This window comes from Pseudomonas rubra (genome assembly GCF_028656935.1).
Taxonomy (GTDB): domain Bacteria; phylum Pseudomonadota; class Gammaproteobacteria; order Pseudomonadales; family Pseudomonadaceae; genus Aquipseudomonas; species Aquipseudomonas rubra.
This window is the reverse complement of the sequence record NZ_JAMDGZ010000031.1, coordinates 1-18,798: the sequence shown is the minus strand read 5'-3', so window position 1 is coordinate 18,798 and position 18,798 is coordinate 1. Positions and strand designations below refer to the sequence as shown.

Sequence of the window (18,798 nt, the reverse complement as noted above, 5' to 3'; positions counted from 1 at the left end):
CATGCGCCTGATCGACACCCACACCCATCTGGATTTTCCAGACTTCGACCCCGACCGCCTGGCCCTACTGGCCAACGCCCGGGCGGGCGGCGTCGAACGCATGGTGGTGCTGGGGGTGTATCAGGATAACTGGCAGCGGGTCTGGGACCTGGTGCGCAGCGATGCGCAACTGTACGGCGCATTCGGCCTGCACCCGGTCTACCTCGACCAGCACCGCCCGGAGCACTTGACTGAGCTGGGCGACTGGCTGACCCGCTTGCAGGGCGAGCGCCAGCTGTGCGCCGTGGGTGAATTCGGCCTGGACTACTACCTGCCCGAACTTGACCGCGAACGCCAGCAGGCGCTGTTCGAAGCCCAACTGCAACTGGCCGTGGACTTCAACCTGCCCGCCCTGCTGCACGTACGCCGCAGCCATGCCAGGGTGATTGCCACGCTCAAGCGCTACAAGCTCAAGCGCGGCGGCATCATCCATGCCTTTGCCGGCAGCGTCGAAGAGGCGCGCGAGTATCACAAGCTGGGGTTCAAGCTTGGCCTCGGCGGCGCCGCGACCTGGCCCCAGGCGCTGCGCCTGCACAAAGTGCTGCCGCAGTTGCCGCTCGATAGCGTGGTGCTGGAGACCGACGCGCCGGACATGGCGCCAGTGATGTTCCCGGGCATGCGCAACAGCCCGGCGCATCTGCCGCAGATTGCTCAGGCATTGGCTACGATCATGGGAATCGAAGTTGAGCGCTTGGCGCAGGTGAGTACGGGTAATGCCTGTGAGTTGTTTGGCTGGGAGTAATCCCTGTCAGCCAACACAGCGCAACTTGGGCCATTTGCTTAACCACGCTTTAGCCGCAATCCGCTCTTCATAGACCTGCCGTTTATCCACCACAAAGCGCCGGCTCGGCCTGAGCAACAGCTCGAACAGGTCATCAAGCCCCAAAGGCGCCGACACTTCACACACGCCTGCAGCGGTGCGCCGTACGGCAATGGCTGTGGCCGTTTCGCACCAGAAGGACATCGCTTGGGCTGATGAGCCGTAAGGTGAATCGCCGTTGCGGCTGTGCATACGCGCCTGGTTTTTTACCGACCAGTCGATGCCGGGGGCCAACGTGCGCAATGCCGCTTCCAGACGCTGGTCTTCACCATGGTCGGCTCGATCGGGATCAAACCAGATGACATCCACATCCCCTGTAAGCGGCGACGGCCTGCGCTCGTGGAGGTGGTCCCATACCGCATTGCGCACAAATCCGGCACCGATCCAACAGTCCGGAAGGTCCAGGCGCCGGACCACATCGAGCAACTGCCACCTGCGCGTATCGGTCGAGATAATCTGCTGTACTCTTGCTTCATAACTCATAACGCATCCTTGCTGAAATACCGACTCGGCGCCGCCCCCAGCGCTTTACGAAACACACTGGTGAACGCACTGGGGCTACTGTAGCCCAGGTCCATCGCCACCCGGGTTATCGACTCGCCATTGCCCAAGCGCACCACCGCCGCCAACAGGCACGCCTGCTGGCGCCATTCGACAAAGCTGATACCGGTCTGCTGACGAAACAATCGGGTGAAGGTACGCCGGCTCCTGCCCACCTGTTGGGCCATGTCATCGATGCTCACCTCAAGCGACGGTTGCTGCAACAGCCGCTGGCAAACCTGGGCCAACCGTGGATCATCCGGCAGCGGCGCATTCAGCGACAGCGGTGCCATGCGGGCGATTTCATGAAGCAGCAATGCCATCAAATGACCGTCGCGCTCTTCTTGCGCATACAGCGCCGGCACGTCCGCAGCCTGAATCAGCAACTGGCGCAAAAACGCCGACACCTCGAACACCTGACACAGCTGCGGCAGACCAAGACCTGCCGCAGCTTCGTTGCCGATGTAGGTGTTAAGCATGGTCACCGGCCCGCTCATGACCATCTCATGGGGTACCTGCGCCGGCACCCAGATGGCCCGTTGCGGCGGCACCACCCAGTTGCCCTGACGCGTGAACACGGTGATTACCCCACAGGCCGCATAGGCAAACTGCCCACGCTGATGGGTATGCAGGGCGAAGTGATGGCCATCGGCATAGTCAACGGCGGTCACCACTGCATCGCGAGGAATGGGCTCATCGGGGTCAATTTCAATCATGGCCCGAATCTAACGACCCGAGACCCGATAGCGCAAGCGGGCCAACACCTACATTGCGCATAGTTGCGCCCTGCCCGCCTGTGGATAACAACACCATGCAACGAAAACACCTGCTGCTCGCCGTATTCGTGACAGCCGTCTGGGGCCTGAACTTCCCCATCAGCACACTGGCCCTGGCCGAGATCGATCCGCTGTTGCTCACCGCCCTGCGCTTTACCCTGGCCGCCCTGCCCTGGGTATTCTTCATCAAACGCCCGCCCGTGGCCCTGGGCTGGCTGGCCGCCTACGGCCTGATCTTCGGCGTGGCGATGTGGGCGCTGATCAACCTGGGGATCACCTTGGGCGTGCCACCCGGCACCGCTGCCCTGCTGATCCAGTTCAGTGCCTTCTTCACCTTGGGTTGGGGTATGGTGCTATTTCGCGAAGGCATGAGCCTTGGCCAGTGCGTTGGCGTTGTACTCGCCGCCCTGGGTTTGATCTGCATTATTGCCAACAGCCCCGGCCAGGCGACGACTGTGGGTTACAGCGTCTTGCTGGTCAGCGCCTTCAGCTGGAGCCTGGGCAACGTCATCATCAAACGCTCGAAAGTACGTGAAATGTTTGCCTTTGTGGTGTGGGCAAGCCTGTTTCCGCCCGTTCCCTTGCTGCTGCTCACCTGGCTCAGCCATGGCACCGCGCCGTTCACCGCCCTGGCCAACCACGTTGACGGCATCGCGCTGTTATCGCTGTTGTTCCAGGTCTACGCGGCGACACACTTCTGTTACTGGGGCTGGAACCTGTTGTTGCGCGAGTATCCGGTTTCAACCATCGCGCCGCTGTCGTTGCTGATTCCGATATTCGGCATCGCCGGCTCAATAGTCATGCTCGGCCACCACATCGACCTGCCCGAGGGCATGGCCATCGCCTTGATTCTGGCGGCACTTGCAGCGGGGCTGGTCAAGACCCGCCCGCTGCTGCGCCGAGCCAACTAGAACCAGCCGCGATCATCCTCCAGCTCCTGGCGACATACCTTGAGCTGGGCACCGTAGACTCGGGACTGCGCCTCCACCTTGCGCGCCACCTGCATCAGCCACGGCTTGTTGCGATAGGTCCCACGACTGAAACCGCCGCGCCCTTCGTGGTAGGCCAGGTACTGGTTGTACACATCCCACTTGGAGATCCCCAACTGGCGCTGGGTACCGGCGGTGTACCAGCCGATGAACATGATCGCGTCATCGAAGTTGTCCCGCGAACCACCATTGCCGGTACCGCTCTTGTACTCGCCCCAGACCGGGTCCTGGGCCTGTGCATAACCGTAGGCGGAACTGACCCGACCCCAAGGGATTACCCACAGCAGGTAATCACGGGGCGGCAGCGCATCGGAGACGAAGCTGCTTTCCTGCTTCATGATCGCCATCGCCACATGCTGCGGCGTACCGAACTGCTGCTGCATCTTCAGCGAATCTTCGTACCAGTCCGGGTACTCACGGTAGATATTGCACAGATTGTTCTGATCCCGTGGTGGCGCGGTAGCACACCCGGCCAAGACTCCCACCGCCAGCATCAGCGCCCACACTCGCCCTTGTTTCATCCATCGCCCCAGCAAAAAAAGAGGGCTTGAAATGCCCTTCGTCTATAACGCAGCACCTGGACCGGCCAGGCTGCGCTGTCATCTTACGATGGATTGAACAGCAGTGGCCGGATCAGCCCTTCCCGGCTACCCGCCGAACCCGATGGCAATCAGCCGGCCCCAGCACTTGCCCGTTTGAGGAGCGCACCTGGAGCGGCATCAGCGGCTGGCCGCAGGTGTTGTCCAACAGCTGCGAGCGCGTCTCGCCGAGCTCGAACAGGTAGCGCTCGCCCCACTGGCGCAGGCTGATCACCAGCGGGAAAATTTCACGGCCTTTGTCCGTCAGGACGTATTCCTTGTAGGCGCTGCCATCGGACGCCGGCTGCACGTCGAACACCCCCACTTCAACCAGAGCCTTGAGCCGGGAGGCAAGAATGTTCTTGGCCACCCCGAGGCTCTTCTGGAACTCGCTGAAGCGGCGAGTATCGTCAAATGCGTCGCGAACGATCATCAATGACCAACGATCGCCAATAACCTCCAATGCTCTTGCCACCGGGCATTCGCGGTTTTGCGCTGCAGTGTCTTCCACCATGGTATGGGCCTCTTGAATGACGACGGTGAAATCTGGTTGCAATTTGAAACCTTATTCGACAACAATCGAAACAAGTTTTTAATTGAAACCAGTTTAACCCACAGAGGCTCACATGACAGCAGATGCCGAGTCAGCCGCCCAAGCGTTGCCCAGGCATGGGCGCACTGCAGCGCGCACCCCAGGGCTTTCGCCTTCCCTCACGTTATTGCTCTCGATCACCTGCGCCCTGGCCGTCGCCAACGTCTACTTCGCCCAACCCCTGCTCGATTCCATGGCCCACAGCCTGAACGTGGACGCGTCGATGATCGGCGTGGTGGTGACGGCGACCCAGGTGGGTTACGCCATCGGCTTACTGTTCATCGTGCCGCTTGGCGACTTGTTGAACCGCAAATGGCTGGTGTTGACTCAGGTGCTGTTGTCGGCACTGGCCTTGGCCGCGGTTGGCGCCGCGCAGCAGTGGCTGACCCTGCTGAGCGCCATGGTCACCGTCGGCCTGCTGGCCGTGGTGGTGCAAGTGCTGGTGGCCTATGCCGCGGTGCTGGCAACGCCGTCGCAACGAGGGCAAGCGGTTGGCAGCGTGACCAGCGGGATTGTCCTGGGCATTTTGCTGGCGCGCTTTACCTCCGGGCTGATCGCCGACCTGGCGGGCTGGCGGGCGGTGTACTTCGTGTCTGCCGGGTTGATGCTGGTCATCGCTGCGGTGTTCTGCAAAGTGCTTCCTACTGCTGAATCATCACACCGCCAACACAGCTATCCGGCGCTGATTCGCTCGCTGTTCATGCTGTACCTCACGGAACCTGTATTGCGCCTCAGAGGCGTGCTGGCCTTGCTGATCTTTGCTGCTTTTTCCGTGCTGTGGACCGCCATGGTCCTGCCCTTGAGCGCCCCGCCCCTGTCGCTTTCGCACACCGCCATCGGCCTGTTCGGCCTGGCCGGCGTCGCCGGGGCGCTGGCGGCCAGACGTTCCGGGCGCTGGGCCGACCAGGGCTTGGGGCAACGGGTGACAGGCATTTCGCTGCTGCTCCTGACCCTGTCGTGGCTGCCCATCAGCTATGCCCAGAGCTCGCTGCTCGCCCTGGTGTTCGGGGTCATCGTCCTCGACTTCGCGGTACAAGCGGTGCACGTAACCAACCAGAGCCTGATCTTTGCCGCCCGGCCCGATGCCCAAAGCCGCATGGTCGGCGCCTACATGTGCTTCTACTCGGTGGGCAGCGCCCTGGGCGCCGCTGCTGCGACCCAGGTTTATGCGCTGTGGGGCTGGAATGCGGTCAGCCTGCTGGGGGCGTTGATCAGCGCGACGGCGCTCCTGCTGTGGTTACTCTCGATGCGTGTCTCTACACCCGGTCAAGGAAGCGCCCGATGAAAACCCGCCACCTTCTACTCGCGATCTTTATCACCGCCATCTGGGGCGTGAACTTCTCGGTGATCAAACTGGGGCTGACCAGCGTCGACCCGCTGATACTCGCCGGCATCCGCTTCACCCTGTGCGCCCTGCCGGCAATCTTGTTCATCGCCAAACCTGATGTGCCGTGGCGCTACATCATCGGTTACGGGCTGGTGTTCGGCATCGGCTTATGGGGTGTGGTCAACCTGGGTATCCAGTCGGGCCTGTCTGCCGGCATCGCATCGCTGGTGCTGCAGTTCAGTGCGTTCTTCACCATTTTGCTCGGTGCATGGCTGTTCAAGGAAGCGCTGACCCGCTACCAGCTGGCAGGCATGGGCATTGCCCTGGGTGGCCTGCTGAGCATCCTCTCCATCGTCGATGGAACCGTCACCACCCTCGGCCTGGCCCTGGTGCTGCTGGGGGCCTTGGCCTGGAGCGTGGCCAACGTGATCATCAAAAAAGCCAGGACCACCCAGGTGTTCGCGTTTCTGGTGTGGTCCAGCGCCTTTTCGCCCATCCCCCTGTTCGCCCTCGACTACGCCGTGAACGGCGTGGCCGGTTACAGCGCCCTGGTCCACCAGCTCGACTACCGCGCCGTGCTGTCGATCCTGTTCCAGGTGTACCCCAACACCTTGTTCGGCTACTGGGTATGGAACTCACTGCTCAAACGCTACCCGGTGTCCACCGTCGCGCCCTTGTCGTTGCTGGTGCCGGTGTTCGGGCTGCTGGGTTCGGTGTTGATTTTCAACGAAAGCCTGTCACCCAACAAAATCCTCGCCGTGGTGCTGATCGTTTCGGGGTTGGCTGTCGGCCTGTATGGGCAGCGCATTGTTGCTGCGCTGATCAAAACACAAGACCGCCACCCACTATGACGCCAGCCCCGCGATACGATCTCTTGCCTTGCACCAAAGCTAACAACGCCGCTCTAACAGGCCATGGCACGTTGCAACAAATGTGGGAGCCGGCCTTGCCGGCGATCGAGCGCGCAGCGGTCGTAATCCAGGCAACACCTAATGTGCTGGCTGTACCGGCCTCATCGCCGGCAACGCCGGCTCCCACAAGGGATCTGTGTGCACCAAACAATCGAAAGTTATCTGAGGCCTTTCTATGAACCATCGAATCTCCCACTGCTCGTAATCAATAGGTAGCGCGCACAGTCAGGGTGAAATTGCGTGGTTCGCCGTAGAAGTTGCCATTGGCCGAGGTGCCGACGGTCTGGTAGTACTTCTTGTCGAAGAGGTTGTTGGCGTTGGCGATTGCCGACCAGTGCTTGTCGATCTGGTACTCCAGGCTCGAGGCCCAGATGGCATAACCCGCCTGGTTGAAGGTGAACGCTTCGGCATCGCCGTCGTAACGGCCAGTGGCCGGGTTGTACGGGTTCACCGTGCCGCTGCGGCCATTGTTGCTCTGGGCAGTGACGCCCAGGCCGACTTTCCATTTCTCCAGATCGCCCGGCAAGCGGTAGGTACCCCAGAATTTGAACAGGTGCTTGGGGGTAACCGCCGAGTAGATGGCGCGCGTCTCATCGTTGGCTTTGTCGACGGTGTGGTTGTAGGTGTAGCCGGTAAACAGGTCGAGGCCGGTGAGCAGTTCACCGCTGATTTCAGCATCAAAGCCTTCGCTGACAACTTCACCCTGGCTCAGGAAGCAGCAGTTGTTGGCTCCGTAGGTCTGCGGGTAACGCGGATCGGCAATGGCCGCGCCTTGCTGCTCAATACGGTAGATGGCGAAGCTGGTGTTGACCTTGTCGTCAAACAGCAAGCCCTTGAGGCCCACCTCGTAGTTTTTCGCCGTGGCGGCATCCAGTGCCTGGTTCGGATAGGCCACTTGCAGGAACTGCGGCTTGTAGGTCTCGGCATAGCTGACGTAGGTGCTCCAGTTCGGCGTCAGGTCGTAGATCAGGCCGGCATAGGGTGTGGTCACGCCCTGTTCCTTGAACCGGCGTTTGTAGGGTGCCGGGTCATCCAGGACATTGCCGAAGTCGTCGAAGAACACTTCCAGGTCGCGGTACTTGTAGGTAGACACCCGGGCGCCCAGGATCAACTTGGTGCGCTCGTTCAACGACAGCCGGGTCATGCCGTAGTAGCCATATTTTTCGGTGGTGTTGTCGTCGGTCTTGTTCGGCGTGCTGCCCGGGTCGAGCGGCTGCACCGGGTTGAAGATATCGAGCGCAGTGCCGTTGAGCAGGCCCCAGCGCTGCACCGTGTAGCCATCGGCGGTGGAATAGTCAGCCCCCACCAGCACGTCGTGGTGCAGGTCGAACAACTCGAAGCCGCCCTTGAGGTAGCTGTTTATGCCCTTGCGCTCAAGGCCGGTCTTGGCCGGGAAGTTCAACCAGGTCGTGCCCTTGTGGGTGATCGGGTCTACCGCGCCGTTGGCGAACAGCGAGTTGCCGTCGCGGTCCATGTCCATCCAGGTGAGGTCGGTGGTCCACAGCCAGTCTTCGTTGAAATTGTGGTCAAGCTTGAGGTACGCCTGCCTGGTTTTTTCCTGGACCGAGCCCCAGGAGGCGAGGTACGCCGTGTCACGCGACAGGCCGATATCATCACCGTTCTTGTAGCGCGGCAGGCCGCCGAAGTTGGGGATGCCTTCGTTCTCCTGGTAACTGGCGCCAACGGTGAGCAGGGTGTCCGGGCTCAGGTCGAACTCCAGCGAACCGTAGTACAGGTGCTTTTCCATGTTGGCCACATCGTAGAAGAACCTGTTGTTCTGATAGGCCATCCCTGCCCTGCCGCGGACGTTGCCGGCGTCATTGAGCGGGCCGGTGACGTCGAGTTCGCTGCGGTAGGTGTCCCAGCTGCCGGCAGAGGCGGAGAACTTCAGCTGGTTGTGGTCCAGGGCGCGCTTGCGCACCAGGTTGATGGTGCCGCCGGGGTTGCCGCTGCCCGAGTACAGGCCGTCGACACCGCGCAGAAATTCCACGTGGTCGTATTGGGCCAGGTCCAGCTGGCTGATCGACCCGTAGCCGGAGATCGAGGTGTCCATCGGCGCGCCGCCGTCGAACTGGATGTTCGACACCGCGAAGCCGCGGGAGAAGAAGTTGGTATCGTTGCCCAGCGACGAACCTGCGGCGCCGTTCTTCTGCAGGGTGACCCCGGTGGTCTTGTCCAGCGCGTCGGTCAGGGTGGTGAGGTTCTGGTCCTCGATACGCTGACGCGTCACCACCGACACCGAGTGCGGCACCTCTTTGAGCGATTGCGCGACCTTGCTGCCGACGCTAGTGGCACCGGTGATGTATGAACCGCTGTTCTCGCTGAGTGCGCCCAGGCCCTGGCCCTGAATGGTGGTGGCCCCCAACTCTACGGCAGCCTCGCCATCACGACGTTGCTGCAGGTAGGCGCGATTGCCCTCGGCAAGTACGAAGCTCAAGCCGGTGCCTGCCAGCAGCTGCTGCAGCGCAGCGCTGGCGGTGTACTCGCCGTGCACGGCGCTGCTGGTCTTGCCGCGGGTCAGCGCGCCATCGACGAACAGCTGAATACCGCTGCTGGCCGACCATTGCAGGATCGCGCTTTCCAGCGGCTGGGCGCCGATTGCGTAGGTGCGGGTCTGCGCCTGGCTGCTGCTGGCGGCCTGGGCCTGGGGCCAGGCACCGAGGGCAGATACGCAGCCAATGGCGCTGGCCAGCAGCAGGGGCTTGAGGCGCATGGCGCAAGGACGACTCGGGTGGGGACGTGCGAAAGGCGTGGGCATTCGATCTCTAATCCGTCGTGATGGCAGTATTCGCAACTCATTCGCGTTTGCGATCAAGACTTATGACGGACCAGTGAGCAAAGACAACGACGGCCTAGGTGAAATAATTTTCGATCACTGCGCCCGGGCCCGCACCAGCGTCAACCACGGGCCGATGCGGGTGACCCGGATCGGCAGGATGACCTGCAGGCTTTGCAGCGCTGCATCGACCTCGCGCGCCTGCACGGCAGCCGTTACCCGCAACTGGCCCAGGCTCGCGTCGCTCAGCAGCAACTGCGCGCGCGAGTACGGCTGCAGCCGTTCGAGCACCTGTGCCAGCGGCTCGTCACGAAAGGCCAGGCGCTGCTCGCGCCAGGCCAGTTGCTGGCCGAGGTCGACACTGCGCAGCGGGCCAACACCGCGGGCGTCGTAGTGCAGCGCCTGCCCCTCGCGCGCCTCGGCCTGCTGCCCGGCCTGGCTGACCCGCACCGCATGCTCGGTCACCGTCACCTCGGCGCCATCGCCCGCCAGGCGCACATCAAAGGCGGTGCCCAGCGCACGCACAGAGCCTTGCGCAGCCTCAACAACGAACGGCCGGGCCGGGTTGCTGGCCACCTTGAACCAGGCCTCGCCCCGGTACAGATAAATGCGCCGCTCGCCCTCGCTGAAACGCACATCCAGCGCCGACTGCGGCGCCAGTTGCACGATCGAGCCGTCTTCCAGCGTCCAGCTGCGCACCTGGGCCACCTCGGTGCGGTAATCCGCCCAGCGCGCTGGCGACAGCGTGAATACGGCCACCGCCATGAGGACCGCGGCGGCGCTCGCAAGGCTTACCCAGCGCCGCCGGGATGAACGGCGCCGGGGCACGCTGCGCGTGGCGACATAGGCCTGGCCCGCCGCACCTGATGCCTGCCACACCTGCTGCGCGCGCTGCCAGGCCGGCGGATGGCGGCGATCGGCGCCGAGCCAGCGGGCAAACGCCTCGCGCTCGGCCTCACTGACGCCGGCATCCTGCAGGCGCACGCACCATTCCAGCGCCTGGTCCAGGGGAGTCTGCGAGTCGGGTTCGGTCATTGCATTGCTTTCTCGATGCGCTGCATGGCCTTGACCATCTGCGAGACCACCGTGCTCTTGGAAATGTTCAAGCGCTCGGCAACCTGCTGGTGATCCAGGCCTTCGACCCGGCACAACAGGAACACTTCGCGACAGCGTGCCGGCAGCTCGGCCACCACCTGCATCAGGCGTTGCAGCTCACGGCTCATCTCGGCTTCACGCAGCGGATCGACCCTGGCGTCAGCGACCAGCTCGACCACCACCGGGTCGGCCTGCACCTCGATGCCCAGCGCCTCGCGGCGGCGCAGGTCCATGCCCAGGTTACGGGCGATGCGAAAGATATACGCGCGCGGATTGCCGATCTGCTCGCCCAGCTTGCGGCTGGCGACCCGCAGCCAGGTCTCCTGGGCCAGGTCTTCGGCCACGTTGGCATTGCCGAACTGGCGCACCAGGTAAGCCTGCAGCGCTTCGCGGTTTTCCATGAAGGTAGCCAAAAGATGTTCGCGATCGCGCGACATTCGCCAAGCATCCTGAACTGCGCGCAAAAGGGGTCGGCACAGTAGCATCAAATAGTAAATATTCTCAATAGCAGTCGGCGTGGGGCGCAGGTAGCTTGTGAATGGAGGAGCGTCTGACGATTATTTGAACAAATGTCAGAAACCATGATAAGTTTCTGACACAGTATCAACCCCAGTGCGTACCGCCATGCAAAAGCTTCCAGAAATGATCCTCCAACGCAGTCAGTCTTTGCCTGAGGGCGAAGTGCTGTCGCCCAAAGAGTTTCTGAGCGCGGGCAGTCGTGCAGCCGTTGACCAAGCGTTCTCGCGCCTGGCCCGGCGCGGAAAACTGCTGCGCATCTGTCGTGGAATGTACGTCGCCCCGGTAAAGAGCCGTTTCGGCACTCGAGCGCCAGAGCCCGAAAAGGTCATCCAGTCACTGGCGCAGAAATCCAGCGAGTCCCTGACATCCAGCGGTGCACGCGCTGCCAACGGTTTGGGTTTGACCCAGCAGGTTCCGGTGCGCCAGGTGTTTCTCACCAGCGGGCGTGCCCGTACATTGAGGCTTGGTAAGTCCGAGATTCAGCTCAATCACGCTCCACGCTGGATGCTCTCAACCTCGGCCGCTGGCGAAGCCGTTCGCGCCTTTGCCTGGCTGGGAGAAACGCAATCCAGAAGCGTGATCCACCAATTGCATAAGCGACTGCCGGAAGCGGAATGGGCGAAACTCATGGGGTTTCGCGCAGTGCTGCCTTCCTGGATGGCCAGAATGTTAGGTAGCGAGGCTCTCTGTGGCTGAAAACTTCTTCTCCCTGACTCCAGAAGACCAAAAAGAGGCACTGCTGCAGGCATCCTCGAACCTCGGTCGTCCAGCCTATTTGTTAGAAAAGGATCTTTGGGTTGTTTGGACCCTGGGCAAACTCTTTTCCGCCTCAACGGGTGACCACCTCACGTTCAAGGGCGGTACTTCACTCTCCAAGGTCTACCGGCTGATTGATCGATTCTCCGAGGATATCGACCTTACTTACGATATTCGGCAAATCCTGCCAGAAGCAGAAAGTGAGATTCCACCCAGTAGCAGCCAGGCCAGAAAATGGTCCTCCAAAGCTCGGGCCCTGCTCCCCGACTGGATTGACGAATCCGTTGCTGTCCGATGCACTCAGGGCCGACAACATGGCGGCAGAGCTGAGCCAGGATGAAGATAAGCTTTACCTGCACTATCGACCATGCACCCCGGCCAACGATTACGTCATGCCAAGGGTGCTACTGGAATTTGGGGCGCGTTCTAGCGGAGAACCGCATGGCCGCCAGCATGTTTGCTGTGACATGGCTGCAGCCCAACTAGATGGAGTGCTGTTTCCCGAGGCAACCCCCATCGTCATGGACGTGGCTCGAACCTTCTGGGAGAAAGCCACCGCTGCCCATGTGTACTGTGTACAGCAGCGGTTGAAGAGCGAACGGTTCGCCCGCCATTGGCACGACCTCAACGCCATTGTCCAAAACCAGAGGTTCGCAGAAGTCATCGACCGTCGAGATATCGCTGCGTTGGTGGCAGAGCACAAATCCTGGTTCTTTAGTGAAAAGGCCGCTGATGGCAGCAACGTGGACTACCACCATGCTGTTTCAGGCAACCTTCGGCTGGTACCGAGCGGCGAAGCAAGGGCTCATTTGGAAACTGACTACGCCAAAATGTTAGAGGGCGGGATGTTCGACAGCACCCCGCCATCGTTTGACGTACTGATGACAGCATGTGCCGAACTCGAAGAACGCCTGAACACTGCCGCCCATACACCTGCGCCAATCACGCTGAACTGATCACCAGCAAAGCCAACGCTTTGGATAGGCCAAGTCGCAATTACACGCCATGATTGCTGTGGCACTGGTAGTGACTTGTAACGAATAGTCGCCAATACCGGTACTTTTACGGCGGATATCTTCAGGATTTCCTGATTCCCTGTAGTCCATTTCCCAATCATACTTTTGCCGCTTTCAAAGCATTGCAGTGGTCCCGGCAGGACTCTAGTCTCGGCCGGTCGTTGCCAATTTCAACGACCGGTTTTGACAGGCCGACTACACCGTGGACATGTGCAAGCCATTATGGCGATTGTACGTGGGGCACCTTCGTGTGCGCCGAGTTCTCCGGTGTTCGGTCTGTCAACCCGCGTACAGTTGCCACCCATTTGTTTGACAGCAAATTCGTGGCGGCTCCACTCACCGGGAGACACCATGCTAAAAATCGTCCCAGACCCACCGCACCACCCCAACCAATCCCTCGAAGACCTCCTCGTCCAGACATCCGAGTACCTGGTCTGCGCCCTGACCATTGCCCAACAAACGGCACTGCTCCATACCAGACCACCCGGCCAGGTGCTGACCTTGGCGACCATGCATGAAATTGAACATGCCCGCAGCTTGGTGGAAGTGGCGTTGAGCAAAGTTCAGTCACAACACTAAGGCCTTTTTTCAAACGAGCACCAGCGTTGCCCAGGCAAGGCTGGTTGCTGAATGGCACGGCATGCCGTGGAGGTAGGGATGAGCGAGAACTCGATTGAAGGCCGCACTTCAGGTTTGCAAACAACAGGCGTCGGCGTATTCGGTGAAGGTCAGAGTGGAATGAGCACTGAACGACTGTTCCGGGTTGAGCCTGGGCATAGTGCGGATTTTGTACTGGAGCAGGCTGCCGTGTTGATCGGGTGCGTGGGCAAACTGACACACCTGGCGATGCTCGAAGGAGATGAAACCATGGTTTGTGCGGCTCATTACTTGAGCGGGATGGCCAAGGCATTGGTCGAGGATGTGACACACGCAATTGCTGAATCCAACCGTTAGCCAACTCAACTTAGGGTCGAAAGCCGCTGATGACTTCCGGCTGCTTTCAACCCAAATTCACCCGTCACGGTTGATTAAATCGCCCGCTGGAAAACGCCTGCATCCGCAAGCATTGCAATCAACCCCTCAGGCCATACCGTCTCTTGCGTGGAGCGCAATTCCTGCTCTGACCACCAGTGGTGATCCGTCATGACCTGCAGCTCGTGGGCCGTCCATTCAGCACGCGAAAGTTCGTGGTGCTCTACCTGCACAACGAAGTACTGCTCAACGGCGAACACCTCTTCGCCACTGGGCAGCAGCATTGGAAACTCTCTGCGATCCACAGGCGCCGCGACAGTGCTGACAACAATGCCAGTCTCCTCTCGCAACTCACGGATTGCCGCCGCCTCGAACGTCTCATCGCTCTCCAGCGCGCCACCTGGGGTGGCCCAGCAGCTCTCCCCTGCCAACGCACCGTCTGCATGATCGAAACGAAACAGCAGTACCTGGTTTGACGGGCTGATCACCAGCAACCGCGCCGACTTTCTTTCACGCATATAAAGCCCTCTCCCTGGAAGACCGCGCAGGATACTGACAAGCGAGCGCCATGTCTTGGCAGCGAGCGCCCGGCACGTCAGCCACCATTTGCTGCCTGCAACACCTCGGCTATTTGCCTGCGCAAATCACCGTGCAGAGACTCGTCATAGGGCGGCGCTGTTTTCCAGTCATAGAACCATGCCGGAATTCTGCGTTTGTCTTCAGGCTCGTGGGCGTAGCGAGGGAAGATATGGCAGTGCAGCTCAGGCTCTGAATTACCAAGGATTTCGTAGTTCATACGAAGCGCCCCGGTAACCTGCAACACCGCATCCCCGATTCGGGCCATGTCGAGCAGATAAAGTGCTCTGGCTTCGCTATCCAGATCATTCAGGCTCGGGACAACCGGGTCGGGCAGCAACAGGCAATAACCCTGCAAAAACTGCACATCCCCCATCACCGCCCAGCCTGAAGCCATCCGGCAGATAACTTTGTCATTTTCGCCATTGCGAGCGAGTGCAACGCGTTGTGTGATCAGCGACATAGGTATCAATCCACAATGAATAACTTGGCGCCGACAACAGTCGATGAACGATGCGCCTCGGCGTTATCGCCAACCTGGTAACTCATGCCGGCGGTGAGCGTAAAAGTACGAGCATCGTCCAGTTCAGTGTCGAGCTGGCCTTCCAGGCAAAACAGGATATGGCCCTTGCTGCACCAATGGTCGGCGAGATAACCCGGCGTGTACTCAACCAAGCGAACGCGAATGTTGCCGAACTGGCAGGTACGCCAGAAGGCGCTACCCGTTTCACCCGGATGCACAGTGGGCTCGATCTTCGACCAGTCGGTTGTTCCAAAAGGGATAGCAGTCAGTTCCATGGTTGCCCCAGGCTATGCAAAAGGTGCAAACCGTAACGGGGCGGCGCAATGGCGGAAAGATACAGACCCGGTTGATTTCTCTCATACAGCGCGAGCCGAGCACCAGACTTGACCACTACAGTATATGCCTAGAGACAGAACGAGACAGGCAGAAACAAGAAAGCCCGCACTTGGCGGGCTTTTCAGGGGATTCCGTATACAAGAGGTGACGTATCGGAACAGCTGGATGGTGCGGAGACAGACGGACGGTTATTGGTCGTGAGGGCCCGGTTTTCGCGGGGCTGGAATTTGGTGGATTTTTTGGTGTGCCTCAAAGGGTGTCTATAAAAAAATTAGCTAGTTATGGCTTTCGGTGGAATCGAATCGGGACTTGCAGAGGGTTCAGTGAGAACTACGCATACCCGCGTCAAATGCTAGATGAGGAACGGCAGAAAACGACCCGAAGCAGACGCTCGCAACGGATCGGTACTGTTCAGCGCAAGGCATCTCTGAATGAGCGGCGTTTAAATTAGTCTAGATCTTGCCTGATCGATACTAATGTTAAGCAAGACAACTTAATCGAGATCCGGAAAAACCCGAGAAAATACGAAAGCGGCTCTAGTCGCTTCTTATGGGCCTACAAAAGCCCCGCCCTGCCCTCATGTGGATTATTGGTGAATACGGCCAGATGCATATTTGACAAAGCTTCCTGTGGTGGGTGTTGGTTTTCGATTATTACTATCTGACTACCGCTTCCATGATGATGAATTAAGTATTCATAAAATTTTTCTTTTAAATTACTTCCTCTCAGAAGTAAATCATCGTCACCTTCCGGTGCAAAATAAGCAAGAAGCGGAGAATCAAGTACAAGGAAACCAGGGTGGGGCAGAGAATTTTCCTGCGCGTACTCAAGCAATCCTAGGCTAACCGCAGCATGCGTAATGGATCGCAACCCTTTTCCGCGACTCCCCCTAGGTTTACCATCGATAATAAAATCGCTCGACCCCTTATCAAACACCACTTTACACTCACCAGGAAAGTTCCAATCATCCAAAATTGAGGAAATCTTGTCTGATAAAGAATTACCAATGGTGTCGGGGATACTGACAACGGCAGTTGTCTTTCCACCAGCCGAACCCCCTTCTTTCTCAAGCGAAAACTTACGCTGAGTCAGTTGTTCGATACGCTCAAAACTACTAATTTTCTTTGACACATCTTGTCGAAACTCGATCAAGTCTTCATAGTTGATCTTTTCTTCATCTTTACGTGGAGAAAGCGCCTTCTGTAAAGAGACTTCAATCTCAGCATACTCTTTCTGCTGGGTTAAGTAGCCTTTGGAAAGCTCCCCACTTTCATTTTTTAGTTCATCAATAATTCTAACTAGATCTTTCTTGAGTTGTTCAATTTTTGCGATTTCAGCGGAGGCTGCCAGCACAGCCGAGCGCAGATCTGCTTCATCGTCATCTTCGAGATGCTGATTACAAGGTGCGGCACCGCACATAGGGCAGTCCACTTCATCCACATAGATCAGCATGGAGCCACTTTCTTTAATGGACTCTAAGCGTTCAAGGTCGACGTCATAATGGTCACGTAGGAGGTCAAATCGAGTGAAAAGGTCGGCGATTTCGTCAATTCGCTCAGAAACTAACTGCCGCTGAAACACGTTATTTTGACGTCGATTCATGAGTTCAGAAACCAATTCCTCATTAAGGGTAATTGATTTCCGATATCGTTCTAAAGTAACACCGATTTTTTCAAGCTGTGCTTCAAGTTCTTCGCGTTTGCTATCACCTACGTCATCGGCCAATTCGGATATCAAATCATCGAGCAACGCAATTTTTCCTGAATTATCGACTACTTTAACTATCGGGGTATTGATTGCCGAGTCATCCATCCCGGTCACAAGCAATTTAACGGTAGCTAATTCAGAGGTCTTCGTGGTGAATTGACCACTCCAAAACGGCGATCCTTTAGTAGCAATCTCTTCTTCTTGTACAATGACTAACCTTGCAATATTTCGGAATCCGAGACTCTGCAACGTGGATTTCGCGCTGCTTTTCAAAACCTTCTTGCCGAGCAGCCCAAGCTTGTCTAATAGGAACCCCGAAAGGTTGTCTGTAGCTCCGTGAGAGTGAGTAGCCTTTAGAACCGTAGATTCGTCCTGATCGCCCCCGGTCAGTTTGAAGCCTCCGCCATTTAGCGCGCGCTCCAAACGCCATTCTTCGCCGGAGCCAGACTCCAAAGACAAAGTAATCCGATCATATCCATCTAACTCATCAATTTTCCTGAGTTCGGAACCACCTAGCATATAATCGACTGTCTCAGCCAGATAGGATTTACCTGTATCCGACGAGCCACAAATTACGTTAAGACCATCAAATAAGTCTATATGTCGCTCACCACTTGGACCGGAGAATTGAACACGACGTAATTGAAAACCACACTCACTCATTATTCAACGCCCCTCTGTTCAAAAACCTGGAACTCACTGGTCCATTTGAATATCCGATGAGTAACTTTCCTAACTTCTTCAGTAGGTGTACTTCCATAAGTCTCATACGCCCACCTAGCCCTGTCCAACAACTTAATCGAATAGTTCGACGTGAGTGAGGATACGAAAGGCTGAGCGGAATCTGTAGCGATGTAACTGAAGCCATCATATGACGCAATCCGACTCAATAACCCACGCCTAACCATCAGCTTCAACCCTGACTCTATCAATCCTCTACGCACAAGAAGTTCACCGGCTCGCAACGGCAATGGTGCGTGTAGGCTACTTGGCCCCTTCGCATCTTCAGAATGCACTACTAAATAGTCCATCTCTACTAAACGCTGTAGATCCATCGCCATCGGAAAGGCCGCCGTCAGGATAGCCAAAGACCGCACACCAGTTTCCAGAGGACCGTTAAAAGGACTCTTTACTGTTGCCTCACTCATCTTCAGGCACCCACGCTAACCGGTCATCATTTGCCAGTTGATGGCATATACCTTGACGATCTTGGGTTTTGAAAGCCGAGGCCAAGGCATTTGCTGAAGCAGCAATGGTTGAAGAATGGGTAATAGTGGCCTTCATTCGTGCAAATCCGTCTGCATGGTCATCCTCACAAACATCGACAACCCCATAATAGATTTCATCTTGCAGGGCTGTGAAGGTACCTTCAGGTACTGTATCTCTTGCAAAATTCCTTAGGGACTCGGCGTGATAAAACCTCTCTCTCTGCCGCAGGTAATCTCTCTTGAGTGCGCCATGAGACTCAAGATCAGCCTCACCAGATATAGCCTTACCCAGATAATTCCCATAAGCATCGAATATTTGCCGAATATACCGACTTTCACTGCCTGCCGGAACTTCCGGAGGTTTCAATGAGTCAGGCCTGAATGGAAGACCACCACCAAACCTCACAGAATGAAACTGGGTTCGGCTATGGCCCTCTATTAATTCAACAACAGATTTTGAGGAAAATATGGAGAAATCGAATGCCTGAAAGTAATGGAGTAATTCGCCCGAAAGAAGTATTTCCGTGGTCGACGTTATTCCACTCTTACAGTTTTGATTCCAATTCTCCTCTGCCTTAAACTGCAACTCCTCAGGGTTATTCAGCAGCTGCTCTAAGGTCGTGCCGATGTCTTGAGACCCCGCAAAATAATGCCTGCGCGGGGGAATATAGTACTCTTTGAACGAATAATAAATTATCTTCCCAATTTCCACCCAGATATCACTAGGGATGCTCCGAACAAG

22 protein-coding genes are annotated in these 18,798 nt (G+C 57.9%); 9 read left to right on the top strand and 13 right to left on the bottom strand.

Translation table 11 applies throughout. From position 1 onward, the window contains the following. Nucleotide 1: 1 nt before the first annotated feature. Nucleotides 2-781 (top strand): TatD family hydrolase, encoded by a 780-nt coding sequence (locus tag M5G17_RS14990; protein ID WP_273893676.1) that lies wholly within the window; start codon nucleotides 2-4, stop codon nucleotides 779-781. A 6-nt stretch (nucleotides 782-787) separates the two neighbouring features. Here M5G17_RS14990 and M5G17_RS14985 read toward each other — a convergent pair whose 3' ends face one another. Continuing rightward, complete coding sequence (locus tag M5G17_RS14985) at nucleotides 788-1,342, bottom strand: nucleotidyltransferase family protein (RefSeq protein ID WP_273893675.1); 555 nt, start codon at nucleotides 1,340-1,342, stop codon at nucleotides 788-790. After that, complete coding sequence (locus M5G17_RS14980) at nucleotides 1,339-2,115, bottom strand: AraC family transcriptional regulator (protein ID WP_273893674.1); 777 nt, start codon at nucleotides 2,113-2,115, stop codon at nucleotides 1,339-1,341. Before M5G17_RS14980 ends, M5G17_RS14985 begins: the two co-directional genes overlap by 4 nt. A 95-nt stretch (nucleotides 2,116-2,210) precedes the next feature. On the opposite strand from M5G17_RS14980, the gene M5G17_RS14975 reads away from it, so the two are divergent. Beyond that, a complete protein-coding gene (locus tag M5G17_RS14975; RefSeq protein ID WP_273893673.1) occupies nucleotides 2,211-3,086 on the top strand; it encodes an EamA family transporter in 876 nt (291 codons plus the stop codon). Here the strand turns inward: M5G17_RS14975 and M5G17_RS14970 are convergent. Both M5G17_RS14970 and M5G17_RS14965 read right to left on the bottom strand, forming a co-directional pair. Next, nucleotides 3,083-3,685, bottom strand: a complete 603-nt coding sequence (locus M5G17_RS14970; protein ID WP_273893672.1) for a transglycosylase SLT domain-containing protein — start codon at nucleotides 3,683-3,685, stop codon at nucleotides 3,083-3,085. The two genes, M5G17_RS14975 and M5G17_RS14970, sit on opposite strands and share 4 nt — an antisense overlap. Nucleotides 3,686-3,797: 112 nt before the next feature. After that, nucleotides 3,798-4,256, bottom strand: a complete 459-nt coding sequence (locus tag M5G17_RS14965) for a winged helix-turn-helix transcriptional regulator (protein ID WP_273893711.1) — start codon at nucleotides 4,254-4,256, stop codon at nucleotides 3,798-3,800. 112 nt (nucleotides 4,257-4,368) lie between these two features. On the opposite strand from M5G17_RS14965, the gene M5G17_RS14960 reads away from it, so the two are divergent. Both M5G17_RS14960 and M5G17_RS14955 read left to right on the top strand, forming a co-directional pair. Beyond that, entirely contained in the window at nucleotides 4,369-5,619 is a 1,251-nt protein-coding gene (locus M5G17_RS14960; RefSeq protein WP_273893671.1) for an MFS transporter, read from the top strand. Beyond that, entirely contained in the window at nucleotides 5,616-6,512 is an 897-nt protein-coding gene (locus M5G17_RS14955; protein WP_273893670.1) for an EamA family transporter, read from the top strand. The genes M5G17_RS14960 and M5G17_RS14955 overlap by 4 nt, the downstream gene beginning before the upstream one ends. A gap of 265 nt (nucleotides 6,513-6,777) precedes the next feature. Here M5G17_RS14955 and M5G17_RS14950 read toward each other — a convergent pair whose 3' ends face one another. The 3 genes from M5G17_RS14950 to M5G17_RS14940 form a co-directional block, all read right to left on the bottom strand. Further along, nucleotides 6,778-9,330, bottom strand: coding sequence for a TonB-dependent siderophore receptor (locus M5G17_RS14950; protein ID WP_273893669.1), 2,553 nt, complete (start codon nucleotides 9,328-9,330; stop codon nucleotides 6,778-6,780). A 114-nt stretch (nucleotides 9,331-9,444) separates the two neighbouring features. Continuing rightward, entirely contained in the window at nucleotides 9,445-10,383 is a 939-nt protein-coding gene (locus M5G17_RS14945) for a FecR family protein (protein WP_273893668.1), read from the bottom strand. Continuing rightward, complete coding sequence (locus M5G17_RS14940; protein WP_165392256.1) at nucleotides 10,380-10,880, bottom strand: RNA polymerase sigma factor; 501 nt, start codon at nucleotides 10,878-10,880, stop codon at nucleotides 10,380-10,382. Before M5G17_RS14940 ends, M5G17_RS14945 begins: the two co-directional genes overlap by 4 nt. A gap of 187 nt (nucleotides 10,881-11,067) precedes the next feature. Between M5G17_RS14940 and M5G17_RS14935 the strand changes: the two genes are divergently transcribed. The 5 genes from M5G17_RS14935 to M5G17_RS14915 all read left to right on the top strand — a co-directional run bounded on the left by M5G17_RS14935 (nucleotide 11,068) and on the right by M5G17_RS14915 (nucleotide 13,688). Beyond that, nucleotides 11,068-11,658 (top strand): DUF6088 family protein, encoded by a 591-nt coding sequence (locus M5G17_RS14935; RefSeq protein ID WP_273893667.1) that lies wholly within the window; start codon nucleotides 11,068-11,070, stop codon nucleotides 11,656-11,658. After that, nucleotides 11,651-12,058, top strand: a complete 408-nt coding sequence (locus M5G17_RS14930; RefSeq protein ID WP_273893666.1) for a nucleotidyl transferase AbiEii/AbiGii toxin family protein — start codon at nucleotides 11,651-11,653, stop codon at nucleotides 12,056-12,058. The genes M5G17_RS14935 and M5G17_RS14930 overlap by 8 nt, the downstream gene beginning before the upstream one ends. Next, nucleotides 12,033-12,674 (top strand): nucleotidyl transferase AbiEii/AbiGii toxin family protein, encoded by a 642-nt coding sequence (locus tag M5G17_RS14925; protein ID WP_273893665.1) that lies wholly within the window; start codon nucleotides 12,033-12,035, stop codon nucleotides 12,672-12,674. Before M5G17_RS14930 ends, M5G17_RS14925 begins: the two co-directional genes overlap by 26 nt. A 411-nt stretch (nucleotides 12,675-13,085) precedes the next feature. Next, nucleotides 13,086-13,313: a hypothetical protein gene (locus M5G17_RS14920; RefSeq protein ID WP_273893663.1), complete on the top strand. Its 228-nt coding sequence runs from the start codon at nucleotides 13,086-13,088 to the stop codon at nucleotides 13,311-13,313. A 78-nt stretch (nucleotides 13,314-13,391) separates the two neighbouring features. After that, nucleotides 13,392-13,688: a DUF3077 domain-containing protein gene (locus M5G17_RS14915; RefSeq protein ID WP_273893662.1), complete on the top strand. Its 297-nt coding sequence runs from the start codon at nucleotides 13,392-13,394 to the stop codon at nucleotides 13,686-13,688. Nucleotides 13,689-13,762: 74 nt separating this feature from the next. Here the strand turns inward: M5G17_RS14915 and M5G17_RS14910 are convergent, their stop codons facing one another. From M5G17_RS14910 to M5G17_RS14890, 6 genes are all read right to left on the bottom strand, one after another. Further along, a complete protein-coding gene (locus M5G17_RS14910) occupies nucleotides 13,763-14,224 on the bottom strand; it encodes an NUDIX hydrolase (RefSeq protein ID WP_273893661.1) in 462 nt (153 codons plus the stop codon). 77 nt (nucleotides 14,225-14,301) lie between these two features. Continuing rightward, nucleotides 14,302-14,745 carry an HIT family protein gene (locus M5G17_RS14905; protein WP_273893660.1) on the bottom strand — a complete coding sequence of 148 codons (444 nt, stop codon included), beginning with the start codon at nucleotides 14,743-14,745 and terminating at the stop codon, nucleotides 14,302-14,304. A gap of 5 nt (nucleotides 14,746-14,750) precedes the next feature. Continuing rightward, complete coding sequence (locus tag M5G17_RS14900; RefSeq protein ID WP_273893659.1) at nucleotides 14,751-15,080, bottom strand: DHCW motif cupin fold protein; 330 nt, start codon at nucleotides 15,078-15,080, stop codon at nucleotides 14,751-14,753. Nucleotides 15,081-15,696: 616 nt separating this feature from the next. Continuing rightward, nucleotides 15,697-17,511, bottom strand: a complete 1,815-nt coding sequence (locus tag M5G17_RS14895) for a coiled-coil domain-containing protein (RefSeq protein WP_273893658.1) — start codon at nucleotides 17,509-17,511, stop codon at nucleotides 15,697-15,699. Continuing rightward, nucleotides 17,511-17,996 (bottom strand): ABC-three component system middle component 2, encoded by a 486-nt coding sequence (locus M5G17_RS27440; protein WP_337993347.1) that lies wholly within the window; start codon nucleotides 17,994-17,996, stop codon nucleotides 17,511-17,513. Before M5G17_RS27440 ends, M5G17_RS14895 begins: the two co-directional genes overlap by 1 nt. Then, nucleotides 17,989-18,798, bottom strand: an 810-nt coding sequence (locus tag M5G17_RS14890; protein WP_273893657.1) for an ABC-three component system protein, incomplete at its 5' end; no start/stop codon positions are given. The genes M5G17_RS27440 and M5G17_RS14890, both read right to left, overlap by 8 nt.

What these genes read in the sequence shown, in the direction of transcription:
- M5G17_RS14990 (WP_273893676.1), top strand. Translation starts at nt 2, where the DNA reads ATGCGCCTGATCGACACCCACACCCATCTGGATTTTCCAGACTTCGAC.
- M5G17_RS14985 (WP_273893675.1), bottom strand. Translation starts at nt 1,342, where the DNA reads ATGAGTTATGAAGCAAGAGTACAGCAGATTATCTCGACCGATACGCGC.
- M5G17_RS14980 (WP_273893674.1), bottom strand. Translation starts at nt 2,115, where the DNA reads ATGATTGAAATTGACCCCGATGAGCCCATTCCTCGCGATGCAGTGGTG.
- M5G17_RS14975 (WP_273893673.1), top strand. Translation starts at nt 2,211, where the DNA reads ATGCAACGAAAACACCTGCTGCTCGCCGTATTCGTGACAGCCGTCTGG.
- M5G17_RS14970 (WP_273893672.1), bottom strand. Translation starts at nt 3,685, where the DNA reads ATGAAACAAGGGCGAGTGTGGGCGCTGATGCTGGCGGTGGGAGTCTTG.
- M5G17_RS14965 (WP_273893711.1), bottom strand. Translation starts at nt 4,256, where the DNA reads ATGGTGGAAGACACTGCAGCGCAAAACCGCGAATGCCCGGTGGCAAGA.
- M5G17_RS14960 (WP_273893671.1), top strand. Translation starts at nt 4,369, where the DNA reads ATGACAGCAGATGCCGAGTCAGCCGCCCAAGCGTTGCCCAGGCATGGG.
- M5G17_RS14955 (WP_273893670.1), top strand. Translation starts at nt 5,616, where the DNA reads ATGAAAACCCGCCACCTTCTACTCGCGATCTTTATCACCGCCATCTGG.
- M5G17_RS14950 (WP_273893669.1), bottom strand. Translation starts at nt 9,330, where the DNA reads ATGCCCACGCCTTTCGCACGTCCCCACCCGAGTCGTCCTTGCGCCATG.
- M5G17_RS14945 (WP_273893668.1), bottom strand. Translation starts at nt 10,383, where the DNA reads ATGACCGAACCCGACTCGCAGACTCCCCTGGACCAGGCGCTGGAATGG.
- M5G17_RS14940 (WP_165392256.1), bottom strand. Translation starts at nt 10,880, where the DNA reads ATGTCGCGCGATCGCGAACATCTTTTGGCTACCTTCATGGAAAACCGC.
- M5G17_RS14935 (WP_273893667.1), top strand. Translation starts at nt 11,068, where the DNA reads ATGCAAAAGCTTCCAGAAATGATCCTCCAACGCAGTCAGTCTTTGCCT.
- M5G17_RS14925 (WP_273893665.1), top strand. Translation starts at nt 12,033, where the DNA reads ATGGCGGCAGAGCTGAGCCAGGATGAAGATAAGCTTTACCTGCACTAT.
- M5G17_RS14920 (WP_273893663.1), top strand. Translation starts at nt 13,086, where the DNA reads ATGCTAAAAATCGTCCCAGACCCACCGCACCACCCCAACCAATCCCTC.
- M5G17_RS14915 (WP_273893662.1), top strand. Translation starts at nt 13,392, where the DNA reads ATGAGCGAGAACTCGATTGAAGGCCGCACTTCAGGTTTGCAAACAACA.
- M5G17_RS14910 (WP_273893661.1), bottom strand. Translation starts at nt 14,224, where the DNA reads ATGCGTGAAAGAAAGTCGGCGCGGTTGCTGGTGATCAGCCCGTCAAAC.
- M5G17_RS14905 (WP_273893660.1), bottom strand. Translation starts at nt 14,745, where the DNA reads ATGTCGCTGATCACACAACGCGTTGCACTCGCTCGCAATGGCGAAAAT.
- M5G17_RS14900 (WP_273893659.1), bottom strand. Translation starts at nt 15,080, where the DNA reads ATGGAACTGACTGCTATCCCTTTTGGAACAACCGACTGGTCGAAGATC.
- M5G17_RS14895 (WP_273893658.1), bottom strand. Translation starts at nt 17,511, where the DNA reads ATGAGTGAGTGTGGTTTTCAATTACGTCGTGTTCAATTCTCCGGTCCA.
- M5G17_RS27440 (WP_337993347.1), bottom strand. Translation starts at nt 17,996, where the DNA reads ATGAGTGAGGCAACAGTAAAGAGTCCTTTTAACGGTCCTCTGGAAACT.